General features: G+C 71.0%; 11 protein-coding genes and 1 tRNA gene. 7 read left to right on the plus strand and 5 right to left on the minus strand.

Annotated features, from left to right (window positions below; genetic code table 11):
* Positions 1–214 precede the first annotated feature (214 nt).
* Positions 215–1,084: a bifunctional DNA primase/polymerase gene (locus ACQEWB_RS24010; RefSeq protein WP_432834260.1), complete on the plus strand. Its 870-nt coding sequence runs from the start codon at positions 215–217 to the stop codon at positions 1,082–1,084.
* Positions 1,085–1,154: 70 nt separating this feature from the next.
* Positions 1,155–1,586: a hypothetical protein gene (locus ACQEWB_RS24015; RefSeq protein ID WP_432834262.1), complete on the plus strand. Its 432-nt coding sequence runs from the start codon at positions 1,155–1,157 to the stop codon at positions 1,584–1,586.
* A 16-nt stretch (positions 1,587–1,602) separates the two neighbouring features.
* Here ACQEWB_RS24015 and ACQEWB_RS24020 read toward each other — a convergent pair whose 3' ends face one another.
* The 3 genes from ACQEWB_RS24020 to ACQEWB_RS24030 all read right to left on the minus strand — a co-directional run bounded on the left by ACQEWB_RS24020 (position 1,603) and on the right by ACQEWB_RS24030 (position 4,302).
* The gene (locus ACQEWB_RS24020) at positions 1,603–2,502 is read right to left on the minus strand and encodes a hypothetical protein (RefSeq protein ID WP_432834264.1); all 900 of its coding nucleotides are present in this window, start codon (positions 2,500–2,502) and stop codon (positions 1,603–1,605) included.
* 184 nt (positions 2,503–2,686) lie between these two features.
* Positions 2,687–2,773, minus strand: a tRNA-Ser gene (locus tag ACQEWB_RS24025).
* A gap of 53 nt (positions 2,774–2,826) precedes the next feature.
* Positions 2,827–4,302 carry a S1C family serine protease gene (locus ACQEWB_RS24030; RefSeq protein ID WP_432834266.1) on the minus strand — a complete coding sequence of 492 codons (1,476 nt, stop codon included), beginning with the start codon at positions 4,300–4,302 and terminating at the stop codon, positions 2,827–2,829.
* Positions 4,303–4,558: 256 nt separating this feature from the next.
* On the opposite strand from ACQEWB_RS24030, the gene ACQEWB_RS24035 reads away from it, so the two are divergent.
* The 3 genes from ACQEWB_RS24035 (at position 4,559) to ACQEWB_RS24045 (ending at position 7,252) form a co-directional block, all read left to right on the plus strand.
* Positions 4,559–5,398 carry a glycerophosphodiester phosphodiesterase gene (locus ACQEWB_RS24035; protein ID WP_432834268.1) on the plus strand — a complete coding sequence of 280 codons (840 nt, stop codon included), beginning with the start codon at positions 4,559–4,561 and terminating at the stop codon, positions 5,396–5,398.
* 233 nt (positions 5,399–5,631) lie between these two features.
* Positions 5,632–6,192: an ATP-binding protein gene (locus ACQEWB_RS24040; RefSeq protein ID WP_432834270.1), complete on the plus strand. Its 561-nt coding sequence runs from the start codon at positions 5,632–5,634 to the stop codon at positions 6,190–6,192.
* A gap of 94 nt (positions 6,193–6,286) precedes the next feature.
* The gene (locus ACQEWB_RS24045) at positions 6,287–7,252 is read left to right on the plus strand and encodes a DUF5926 family protein (RefSeq protein ID WP_432834272.1); all 966 of its coding nucleotides are present in this window, start codon (positions 6,287–6,289) and stop codon (positions 7,250–7,252) included.
* A 244-nt stretch (positions 7,253–7,496) separates the two neighbouring features.
* On the opposite strand, the gene ACQEWB_RS24050 is transcribed toward ACQEWB_RS24045, so the two are convergent.
* Both ACQEWB_RS24050 and ACQEWB_RS24055 read right to left on the minus strand, forming a co-directional pair.
* On the minus strand, positions 7,497–8,054 hold the full coding sequence (locus tag ACQEWB_RS24050; protein WP_432834274.1) for a hypothetical protein: 558 nt from the start codon (positions 8,052–8,054) through the stop codon (positions 7,497–7,499).
* A gap of 56 nt (positions 8,055–8,110) precedes the next feature.
* A complete protein-coding gene (locus ACQEWB_RS24055; RefSeq protein ID WP_432834276.1) occupies positions 8,111–8,776 on the minus strand; it encodes a bifunctional DNA primase/polymerase in 666 nt (221 codons plus the stop codon).
* Between the two features lie 452 nt (positions 8,777–9,228).
* Here ACQEWB_RS24055 and ACQEWB_RS24060 point away from each other — a divergent pair, with 452 nt between their 5' ends.
* Positions 9,229–10,740 carry a PP2C family protein-serine/threonine phosphatase gene (locus ACQEWB_RS24060; protein WP_432834278.1) on the plus strand — a complete coding sequence of 504 codons (1,512 nt, stop codon included), beginning with the start codon at positions 9,229–9,231 and terminating at the stop codon, positions 10,738–10,740.
* A gap of 83 nt (positions 10,741–10,823) precedes the next feature.
* Entirely contained in the window at positions 10,824–12,287 is a 1,464-nt protein-coding gene (locus ACQEWB_RS24065; RefSeq protein WP_432834280.1) for an aminopeptidase P family protein, read from the plus strand.
* The last annotated feature ends 18 nt before the right edge of the window (positions 12,288–12,305 follow it).

Here is a 12,305-nt window from a genome sequence, read left to right on the forward strand (position 1 = left end):
GCCCGGAAGCCATGATTCCCACTCAAGTGCTACGACAAGTCGATAAACCCCTTTCACCACTTCTGCTGCCCAGGTCAGGGCATTGACGGCAAAGCCGCCCCAGGCGCCGCAGGCGGTGAAGCGTTCCGGCAGATTTCCGGCCAATTCGTTTCGGCCCGGCGAGTCGCATCCGATTCCCCTTCCCTTTTTCGAACATGCGTACGAACATAGAGGCATGGCCACCACCGACCGGCAGGCCACGACGCTGGCCCTCGCACACGCCCTGTCAGCCGCCGAGCGCGGACTGGCCGTCATCCCCCTGTCCCGGACGAAGCTTCCGGCCCTCCGCTCCCCCCACCGCCACGAACCCGACCCGCACCGCTGCCACGGCGAGTGCGGCCGCCTCGGCCACGGGGTGTACGACGCCTCGACCGACCCGGCGCGCATCCGCGAACTGTTCGCGGCCGCTCCCTGGGCGAGCGGCTACGGCATCGCCTGCGGGCTGCCCCCGCACCACCTGATCGGCATCGACCTCGACACCAAGACCGGCACCGACTCCTCGACCGCCCTGCGCGAACTGGCCCTGCGGCACCTGTTCACCATCCCCGACACGGTCGTCGTGCTCACGCCCAGCGGCGGCCGCCACCTATGGCTGACCGGCCCGTCCGACGCCGCCGTCCCCAACTCGGCCGGCCGCCTCGCCCCCGGCATCGACATCCGCGGCGCCGGCGGCTACCTCGTCGGCCCCGGCTCCCGTACCGACCACGGCGCCTATACGACGGCCCCGGGCACCGCCCACCTCGCCCCGGCCGTCTGCCCGCCCGCCCTGCTCCGCCTGCTCCTGCCGCCGCCGCGCCCCGTCCACCCCGCGACGCACCCCTCGGCCGGCGACCACGGGCAGGGCCTGGTCCAGTTCGTCCTCGCCGCGCACGAAGGACAGCGCAACACCCGTCTCTTCTGGGCCGCCTGCCGTGCCTACGAGAACGGCATCGGCCCGGCGCTCGTCGCTCCGCTGGTCGACGCGGCCGTAAACACCGGGCTGTCGGAGCGGGAGGCGCGGGCCACGATCGCGTCGGCGGCGCGGATGACGGGGCACCGGCCCTGAAACCCAGGCACCAGGAAAGGCGCCGGAAAACAGAAGGAACCAGATGCACGACCGCCCTAGAGTGCGGATCATGTCGCTTGCCCGCGTGATCCTCACCTCCGGCCGCTCCGTCGACCTGTCCGAGGTGCGGTTCTCGTCGACGTACGGCGGGCTCTTGGAGGGCTACCCCTGCAAGCCGGTCAACGACTTGAAGATCAAGGGTCTGCTGCACAACGCCCGGCGCACCTTCCCGACCGGTCCGGTCCACCTGGTGCCGCCCCCGCGCGAATACCCGGACCAGTACGCCGGCGCGTTCGGACCGGTCGAGGTGCTGCCGCCGGTGGCCTGCGTCGGCGCCTTCCGCTCCACGGCCCTCGACCCGGCCCACGACCCGGTGCTCTACCGCTCGGCCCTGACGGTCATATGGTTCCAGTCCACGACCCGGGTGCCGGAGGACCGCGACGCGGTCACGGCACTGCGGGACGTGGACTGGGAGGGGCTGGCCGAGGACTACGAGCTCTAGCGGGTACGGCGGTGGCTCAGCCGTTGCCGCCCCTGCACCGCTCGATCGCCTCGCAGCCCCGGTTGGGCGGGTTCGCCTGGATCGGCGGGATGTTCAGACCGGTGTCCCAGGAGAAGTGGGCGTCCCGGTCGGTGATCGGGTTGTAGCGGAAGTTGCGGTTGTAGTTGGGGTTCGCCACCCAGCGGTCGTGGCGGAAGGTGATGCTCTGCGGCATCAGGATCGAGCCGTTGGCGCGCCCCTCCATGGTGTAGATGTGCACGCCGGTGATCGCCTGCGGCGGGATCCGGCGGAAGAAGGCCCACTCGTCCTGGCTCGCGTAGTGGTCGTGCAGCGACCGGTCGCCCCGCAGCTGCTCCGGGACGTGCAGGATGAACTGCGCGAACTGCGGGTTGATCGTGTAGACGAAGGTCCGGTCGGTGACCACCGAGTGCTGGCAGCTGGACGTGATGAGCCAGCCGATGACCGGGATGGACTGGCCGATCGACCACCCCACCCCCTGACAGCGCGGCTCACTGGCGGACGCGGCGAGGTTGCGCATCCCCTGGCTGCGCGCGAACTGCTCGGCCACGCTCTGCGTACCCGTCGTGGAGATGTAGCCACTGTTGTTCGCCCGGTCGCCGCGGACGTGCGCCACGAGGTCGTAGTTCGTACCACGCGAGACGAACCCGTTGGCGAAGATGTCGTTCGGGTACCGGGAGTCGCCGCGGTACATCACCCCGGGCAGCGACCCTTGGGACAGCGCGGCCCCGGGCTCGTCCTGCGCGCTCGCCCGCCCGGTGTTCGTCACGAGCGCGCCGGCGGCGACGATCGCGACGAGCAGCAGCTGCATGACGACGAGAACGGGCGTCGGTATCCTGCGAGTCGCCCATGGTCCGGTCAGATGGCGCCGGAACGATCCGGCGTTGGTGTGGGACATGCGTGCTTCTCCAGTGTTCGGTCCGCCGGAAACCGGCCTGACCGAACCGAATCTGGCGCACCGGGAATTGATCCTCACCCCCCTTCCACCAGGGCAATCAATCCCGTGGCGGGCACGGACGAACGCCGATGGGGTGCCTCCCGGTGAGAGACACCCCATCTGACGAGCACGGTTACGCCCTGTGCGGAGGCGGTGGGATTTGAACCCACGGTGACATCGCTGCCACGACGGTTTTCAAGACCGTTCCCTTCGGCCGCTCGGGCACGCCTCCCCGCGCCGGCCGGAGATCGGCGGCGCGGGGACAAGAGTAACGGTCCGGCGGGGTCAGCTGTCGCCGGTGCGGGAGCCCAGTGTGAGTTGGACCGTGTGGGACTTGCCGTCGCGCTCGTAGGTGATCGTGACCTTGTCGCCCGGCTTGTGGGTCCAGATCTCGCCGATCAGGGTCGGGCCGGAGTCGATCACCCGGTCGTCGAGCTTGGTGATGACGTCACCGGGCTTGAGGCCGGCCTTGGCGGCGGGGCCGCCGGACTCGACCGCGGAGGCACCGCCGGCGCCCGACTCGGTGATCTTGGCGCCGCTGGTGGAGTCGTCCAGGGAGACCGAGGCGCCGATCTTCGCGTAGACCGGCTTGCCGGTCTGGATCAGCTGCTGGGCGACGTACTTGGCCTGGTTGATCGGGATGGCGAAGCCGAGGCCGATCGAGCCGGACTGGCTGGTGCCGCCCAGGCCGCCGCTGCCGGTGGACTGGATCGCGGAGTTGATGCCGATCACATTGCCCTGGGCGTCGAGCAGCGGACCGCCGGAGTTGCCCGGGTTGATCGAGGCGTCCGTCTGGAGGGCGCTCATGTAGGAGGCGGCCGAACTCGTGCCGTCGCTGGAGGCGACCGGGCGGTTCTTGGCGCTGATGATGCCGGTCGTCACCGTGTTGGAGAGGCCGAAGGGGGCGCCGATGGCGATCGTGGAGTCGCCGACGGCCACCTTGTCGGAGTCGCCGAGCGTCAGGGGCTTGAGGTCCGACGGGGGGTTCTTGAGCTTGATGACCGCTACGTCGTAACCCTGCGCGTGGCCGACCACCTCGGCGTCGTACTTCTTGCCGTTCGGGAAGGTCGCCGTCAGCTTGCCGCCGTCGAGGGCGTCCGCGACGACGTGGTTGTTGGTGACGATGTGGCCCTCGGTGTCGAAGACGAACCCGGTGCCGGTGCCGCCCTCGCCGCTGGTCGACTCGGCCTCGATGGTGACCGTGCTCGGCAGCGCCTTGGCGGCGACGCCCGCGACCGTGCCGGCGTCGCGCTTGACCTGGCCGCCGCTGGTGGACGCGGAGACGGTCGTGGAGCCGGAGTTGTCGTCGTTGTTCTTGGCCAGCGTGTAGCCGAGACCGCCGCCCAGGCCGCCGGCGACCAGCGCGGCGACCAGGACCGCGGCGGCGAGTCCGCCGCGGCGGGACTTCGGGGACGGCGGCGGCTGCTGCTGGTACGAGGATCCCCAGCCGTCGCCCGAACCGGCGCCGCCGTCGGAGTAGGACGGGGTCGCGGGGGGCGGGGGCGGCCAGGAGGCGTCGGGAGCCGAACCGCTGCTCCCCTGAGGGGCGTTCGATTCGGACGACGCGTACACGGGCGCGTGGCCCGCGTGCACCAGGTCCTGCTCCGGGGCGCCGGGGGCGCTCGGGGGCACCGGCGGGAGCGGAGCCGTCGGGGCGCTCCCCTCGGAGGCATGGGGTGCCGAGGGAGCGGGAGCGTCCACCGGCACGGGGGGTGCGGACGGGGCCGGGGGTACCGCGGTGCCCTCGTTCTCGGTGCTCACAGCTTCTCTCCTCGGTCCACGGCTGTTCTTCTGGGTCGCACTCGGTCACGCCCGTTCTCGTTGTCGACGGTCCGGCGCGCTGCAGCTGTGCATGTCCTTTTGTATGCCGTCAGCTTTTCCCATGAGCCGTCAGGGCACCATAAGCGGTGCCTGTGGGTCTTCTTCAGTTCCTTATATAGGTCATGACACGCAAAAGGGGTGCAATCTCTGCCCCTCCGACCGCACGACTACCCCCGTGCGGTGGCACCATGACGCGGTGACCCACGCACGGCAGCACACGATCCAAGTCGTCGCCCACCGGGGCGCCTCCGAAGAGGCCCCGGAGCACACCCTGGCCGCGTACAAGAAGGCGATCGAGGACGGTGCCGACGCCCTCGAATGCGATGTACGCCTGACGGCGGACGGCCATCTCGTCTGTGTCCACGACCGTCGCGTCAACCGTACGTCCAACGGCCGCGGCGCGGTCTCGGCGCTGGAGCTCGCCGAGCTGGCCGCCCTGGACTTCGGCTCCTGGAAGTCGCGGGACGCGTGGAAGGGGCGGGACGAGGAGCCCGACTGGGAGTTCGGGCCGGAGGACCGGGCGGACACCTCCGTACTGACCCTGGAGCGGCTGCTCGAGCTCGTCGCGGACGCGGGGCGGCGGGTGGAGCTCGCCATCGAGACCAAGCACCCGACGCGGTGGGCGGGGCAGGTGGAGGAGCGGCTCCTTGTGCTGCTGAAGCGGTTCGGGCTGGACGCTCCGGCCTCGGCCGCGGAGTCGCCGGTGCGCGTGATGAGCTTCTCGGCGCGGTCGCTGCATCGCGTGCGGGCCGCGTCGCCGGCGCTGCCGACGGTCTACCTGCTGCAGTTCCTGTCGCCGCGGCTGCGGGACGGGCGGCTGCCGGCGGGTGTCCGGATCGCAGGCCCCTCGATCCGGATCGTGCGCAACCACCCCGCGTACATCCAGCGGCTGAAGCGGGCCGGCCACCAGGTGCACGTGTGGACGGTGAACGAGCCCGAGGACGTGGATCTCTGCGTCGAGCTGGGCATCGACGCCATCATCACCAACCGCCCGCGTGCGGTGCTGCGTCAGCTGGGGCGCGAACCCGGGCGTTGACGATGTGTCACTGGTAAAGACCTGTGAAGAACCCTTGACCCTTCCGCACCTCTGGCACCATTCTCCCTTTCTGGACACCGTCGAAATCAAGCCACGCGACTACGGGGAGTGCTCCGGCGCGTTCGGTCCGTATTCGATCGTTGCGAATGCGTCACTGAACGTGGATTGGCCGGTTTCCGGTACAGGCCAATGGGGCATCCACACCGTGGCGTGGGGCAAAGGAGGTCTCGGGGGTGGCGTTGGTGGTGGCACAGGAGGTGCCCACGTCGTCGAGCATGGCCGTACCCCATGGCCCTGCGGGCGTGGGGGAGGCGAGACACCGTATGCGCGAGCAGCTGCGCAGCGGCGGTGTGTCGGAGACGGTCATCGACGATGCCGTACTGATTCTTTCCGAACTGCTGAGCAATGCGTGCAAGCACGGCCGGCCGCTGGGCGACGCCCTGGCCGGGGACGGCGACGTCCGGGCGGCCTGGCGGGTCGACGGCGGCGGCACGCTCACGGTGGAGGTGACGGACGGTGGCGGACCCACCCGTCCGGCTCCGTCCACCCCCTCGGTCACCGCGCACGGCGGCCGCGGGCTGAACATCATCACCGCGCTGGCCGACGACTGGGGTGTACGGGACGACGCGCGCGGCGAGGTGACGGTGTGGGTCGTGGTGCACGAGGACGTTCATGATCCTGACGCGGGGCACTGTCGCGACGGTTTCGCTACGCGCGTCACGGCACCGACGGTTTCCAGGGTGCCCGGGATGCCGGGGCTCGGTTACGTGGAGGCGTTCGACGACCTGGACTGAGTCGCCGGACCTTGTCCACAGGCTCCCGTCGTCCATGGCGTGAACGGCTAGGCTCCCGCCGTACGAGACGAGCCGTAACCGGGAGACACCCACGATGGCCAAGAAGCGACCTCAGACGAAGGCCAAGCAGCCCCAGATCACGGACGGGGAGGTCCCGGTCGTCGGTGCGCGCGAGCCCTGCCCCTGTGGCAGCGGCCGGCGCTACAAGGCCTGCCACGGCAGGGCCGCCGCGCAGGCCTCCACCGAGCTGGTGCACCGGCCCTTCGAGGGGCTGGCCGGCGAGTGCGACTGGGTGGCGCTGCGCGAGCTGGTGCCGGCGGCCACCGTCGAACTTCCCCTCAAGGGCGGCCTGCCCGAGGGGATTCCGTCCGTCACACTCGCGACCGTGCTGCCGATGGCCTGGCCGGCGCTGCGCCGCGACGACGGCTCGGTGCTGCTGGGTCTGCAGAACGACACGGCGTCCGGCGACATCAGCCGCGACCTGGCCGACACCCTCCAGCGCGCCCTGACCGCCGAGCCGGGCACGCCGGTCGAGGGCCGCCGCGCTCCCGCCGAGGGGCCGCGGCTGCAGGATCTGCTCGACCCCGAAGGCGCGTTCGAGCCAGTTGTGCACGAGGGCTTCGAGTTCTGGGTGCCGGACGCGGAGAACGCGACTCCTGATGTGACCGCTTCCCTGGAGCGGGCGAACGCCGCGGCGATCCCGACTGTGAAGCTGACGGGCGTGGACGCGGCCTACTGGTGCGAGACGCCGGACAAGAACCACCTGCGCTGGGTCATGCCGCACCCGGAGGAGCAGCTTCTGGACGCCCTCGCCCGGCTGCACGCGGCGGGCCGCTCCAACCTCGGCGAAGGCACCCGTCTGGTGGGCTCCTTCCGCGCTCACGGGCTCACCGTGCCGGTCTGGGACCTGCCCAGCGGCGTCACCGCGGAGGACATCGAGAAGCCGGCCGCCGAGTTCGCCGAGCGGCTCGCCGGCGCCCTCGCCACGGACGCGCCGCTGACCGCGGACGAGCGCCGGGCGCGCGGCGGTCTCACCAACCGCCAGGTCACGCTCAGTTGACAGGCTGTGACGAAATCGGGCGGGGCTGACCGGCCGGTCAGCCCCGCCCGATCTTCCGGAACCGGTGACTCCGCTCACAAGTCCCGTCAGGGACAAGCAAATACGTGACCGGAAACCCCGGATCGAATTTGCGAACCGCCGATCTCTTGTTACCGTTCGAGTAGCCCGGTTGCTGGTGCATCCCCCGTCGCCAGCAACCGGGTCTTTTCATGCCCGCGTTCCTTTTACGGAACACGGCCCGGCGTCAACTGCCGGTAGGCACCCCGGAGTTGCTCCCGGACCGCAGCAGCAGCGGCCCACGCCCGCCACGCGCCGCGAACTCCGATACCGCCGAGTAGGCGTCCGAACCGCCCCTGGTCCGCTCACGCGGCGTCTCGCACGTCCCCGGCTCGTCCCCGGCGCCCACGGCACAGTTGATCTGCACGGTGCGGCCCTCGGGGCCCATGAGGCTCAGCACGGAGTCCAGGGCGTCGCCGCTCGCGTTGCGGTAGTAGGTGCGCGCCCAGGTCTCCGCCCCCTGGGTCAGCACACAGGTCTGCGCCTCGATGCCGTCGCGCGAGGTGAGTTCGGGACCGCAGCGGGCGGCGGTGGCCAGGCCCAGGCCGAGCAGCAGGGGCGATTCGGTGGGCTGGGCGGTGGGCGCCTTGGCGTCGGCGGACGGGGAGGAACGTACGGGCTCGCGCGCGGGGGCGCGTACGACGGCGCGGCCCTCGTCACCCGCCGGTCCCGCGGACGCCACGGCCAGCGGCAGCGCGACCGCGCATGCCACGACGCCCGCGAGGGCGAGCAGACGGAGGTTCATAGTGCGGAAGATAACGACCACGCGCGCGTGTACCGTCACGCGCGCGCTCGACACCCCTACAACTCGGGCGCGCTCACACCCGTACGAGTGAGGGCCTCGACCGTGGCGTCCACCACGGCCTCGACGTCGGGGACCCAGGGCGAGGCGGAGCCGGGCAGCGGCGCGCGCTCCCAGCGGATCTCGCCCTCGCCGGTCTCGGACGGGGGCAGGGCGAGGTAGCCGCCCTCGCCGTGGAAGCGGAGCGAGCCGGGGACGAAGTCCTTGGCGTACAGCAGTTCGCCCAGCTGTTCCATCGAGTACGGCTTCACCAGGATCGCCCAGCGGCTGGGCGAGGCCACGACCGGGCCGAGGCGCATGCCCATGCGGTCGAGGGCGGTGAGGGCGTGCGCGGCCGCGAGGGCCGGCAGGCTCACCGCGCAGGGGGCCTTGCCACCGGTGGCCATGACGATCGGCGCACCGGGGCGGTTGGTCCACCACCAACGCACCATGCGGGGGTCGGTGGTGGCCGCGAGCAGGCCGGGGTCGAAGGGGTGTGCACCGGGCACCGTGCACTCCGGGTCGGGGCAAGCGCAGCGGGAACGCCCCTGCGGGTCCGCCACCACACCCGGGAGTACGGGCCACTGCCATTCCGCCGCGAAGGTCAGGGCCGCGCTGATCAACTCAGGCCTCCCGTCGCTGCGCTGGGACAGGAGCCTGCGTCGCCTTCCGAGGATCTCGCGCATGAGCGCTCGTTCCTTTCCGTTGCACCGCTGGCAACACCGTGGGCCACATCACACCATGTGTCGATCACTTCACTGTGCGTACCTGTTGGCGCATCACACCCGTGTCCTGAACACGGGGATCCCCATACTGCGTCTATCAAAAGCATGGGCGTGGCGCGGGGTGGCGAAGTCTGGCGTTTTACCGTTCCGCGTATTTCTCTTCGCCTCCGCCACGGGAGGATGGGGCGCGGTCGTCGGTGGATAGGACGCCGGGGTCGGTCACCAGGTTCCGGGTGACTGTCAACCACCCCTGGCCTTCTCCGAGTACGTACCCATCACGACCGCTGTGACGCTCTGTGGAGCAAGGCCAGTCGACCGCAATACCCCGTTACCCGAGTCAGTTTTAAGCCAACTTTGCTTTATGGCAAGGGGAGCACCGGTGACTCACGGACACCAGGAATCCCAGCAGGACAATGCTGGACATCCCCTTACGAGTGCGTGTACATGTGGAGACACTGCTAGCGGCGCAGAATGACATGGGGGTTTGCGATGCTTTTGAGCAATACGCACCGGTCGGAAAGCCGGACGCCATGAACGCCCCTCACCCTCCGAAAGTGGCCGGAATCGATTCAACGGTTCCCTCGCCCGCACACACTGTCGCGCCCGCGCCCGTGGCCCCGGACACCTCTCCGGTCCCCCCGCCGAACCCACCGGGCGCGCTGCTCCAGGACCGTCTCGCCGGCTGGGTCTCGGACCTCACGACACTCCACGAACTCACCGAACGCCTGGCCCGCACGGACGCACTCCAGGAAGCCCTGACCGAACTGCTGCGCGCCGGAGCCGCCCTGGTGGGCGCCCGGCGCGGTCTCGTCGTACTGGAGCCGGGCGACGGCCTGGGCCCGGACACCACGATCGGCCTCGGCCTCGCCCGCGCCGACCTCGGTCACATCGAGACCGTGCCCCGCAGCGCGATGTCGTACGGCCGCATCCTGGACGGACTGCCGGGCGCCGACGGCGAGATCGCCGAGCCGGACCTGCTCGCCGAGGACGGCCTCGACCCGCGCCACCGCGAGGTCGCCGCCCGCCTCGGCTACGCCGCCTGCTACGCGCTGCCCCTGACCACCGAGGGCGGCGGCCGGATCGGCGCCGCCGTGTGGCTCTACGACGAGCCCGCCGAGCCGGTCGAGCGCCAGCGCCACCTGGTCGGGCTGTACGCGCGTTACGCGGGCGAGCACCTGGCGCGGCTGGTCGAAGTGGAGCGCACGCGCGCGTGCATGGCGACGATGGCCGAGGAGCTGCTGCCGTCCCGGCTCCCCCGGGTCGCCGGAGTGCAGCTGGCCGTCCGTCATCGCACCGGGCCGCGCGGGGGCGGCGACTGGTACGACGCGCTGCCGCTGCCGGACGCCGCGCTGGGGCTCGCGGTCGGCTCGGTCACCGGGTCCGGGCCGAGCGCGGTCGCCGCGATGGGCCGGCTGCGCGCCTCGCTGCGCGCGTACGCCGTGATGGAGGGCGAGGACCCGGTGGCCGTCCTCTCCGACCTGGAGCTGCTGCTGCGCCTCACCGAGCCCGCCCGCTCCGCCACCGCCCTGTTCGCCTACTGCGAACCTGCGCTGCGCAAGATCACCCTCGCGGGGGCCGGACACTGCCCGCCGCTGCTGGTGGGCGAGCGGCGCACCGAGTTCGTGGAGACCTCGGTCTCCGCGCCGCTCGGCATGCTCGCCTGCTGGGAGGCGCCCAGCGTGGAGTTGCAGGCCGAGCCCGGCGAGACGGTGCTGCTCTACACCGACGGCCTGCTGCACCGCACCGGCGACCCCACCGACCGCGCCTTCGCCCGGCTGCACTCGGCGGCGGCCGGTGTGCCCAAGGCGCTGCGGCACGACCCCGACGCGATCGCCGACCACGTGCTGCGGACGGTGCTGCCGGACGGGCTGGACCAGGCCGACGGCGAGGAGGACGTCGTACTGCTCGCGGCGCGTTTCGAGTAGGCGACCGGTAAGAGGTCTTCCGGCCCTGGGCCCCCTTCCGTACGACCGTACGATGGAGGGGGTCCAGTGCCGTATCGAGGAGGATGACCGTGGCCGACGAGCTCACACCGGAGACCCCGGAGGAGACCGAGGAGCCGATCAAGCAGCGCAAGAACGGCCTGTACCCGGGCGTTTCCGACGAGCTGGCCGAGAGCATGAAGTCCGGCTGGGCCGACACGGAGCTGCACGACCTGGAGCCGATCGCCCAGGCCGCCGAGACCGCGGCCCGCCGTGCCGCGCTGTCGGCCCGCTTCCCGGGCGAGCGTCTGGTGATCCCCGCGGGCAACCTGAAGACCCGCTCCAACGACACCGAGTACGCCTTCCGCGCGTCGGTCGAGTACGCGTACCTCACCGGCAACCAGACCGAGGACGGCGTCCTCGTTCTGGAGCCGGCCGCCGAGGGCCATGTGGCGACGATCTACCTGCTGCCGCGCTCCGACCGCGAGAACGGCGAGTTCTGGCTCTCCGGCCAGGGCGAGCTGTGGGTCGGCCGCCGGCACTCGCTCACCGAGGCCGCGAAGCTGTACGGCATCCCCGCCTCCGACGTCCGCGAGCTGGCGGACGCGCTGCGCGAGGCGAGCGGTCCGGTGCGGGTCGTACGCGGGTACGACGCCGGGATCGAGGCGGCGCTGACCGACAAGGTCACCGCCGAGCGGGACGACGAACTGCGGGTCTTCCTCTCCGAGGCGCGACTGGTCAAGGACGAGTTCGAGGTCGGCGAGCTGCAGAAGGCCGTCGACTCGACGGTCCGCGGCTTCGAGGACGTGGTGAAGGTCCTCGACAAGGCGCAGGCCACCTCCGAGCGCTACATCGAGGGCACCTTCTTCCTCCGCGCGCGCGTGGAGGGCAACGACATCGGTTACGGCACCATCGCCGCCGCCGGTCCGCACGCCTGCACGCTGCACTGGGTGCGCAACGACGGGCCGGTGCGCGCCGGTGACCTGCTGCTCCTGGACGCGGGCGTCGAGACGCACACGTACTACACCGCCGACGTCACGCGCACGCTGCCGATCAACGGCCGCTTCACCGAGATCCAGAAGAAGATCTACGACGCCGTCTACGAGGCCCAGGAGGCCGGTATCGCGGCCGTCAAGCCGGGCGGCAAGTACCGGGACTTCCACGACGCGGCGCAGCGGGTGCTGGCCGAGAAGATCGTCGAGTGGGGCCTGGTCGAGGGGCCGGTCGAGCGGGTGCTGGAGCTCGGGTTGCAACGGCGCTGGACGCTGCACGGGACCGGGCACATGCTCGGCATGGACGTGCACGACTGCGCGGCCGCGCGCGTGGAGACGTACGTCGACGGGACGCTGGAGCCCGGGATGTGCCTCACCGTCGAGCCGGGGCTGTACTTCCAGGCCGACGACCTGACGGTGCCGGAGGAGTACCGGGGGATCGGCGTCCGCATCGAGGACGACATCCTGGTGACGGAGGACGGCAACCGGAACCTCAGCGACGGGCTGCCCCGGCGGTCCGACGAGGTCGAGGCGTGGATGGCGGAGCTCAAGCACTGATACGAGACCGATGGCCGG

Source organism: Streptomyces sp. CA-249302 (genome assembly GCF_050936785.1).
GTDB lineage: Bacteria > Actinomycetota > Actinomycetes > Streptomycetales > Streptomycetaceae > Streptomyces.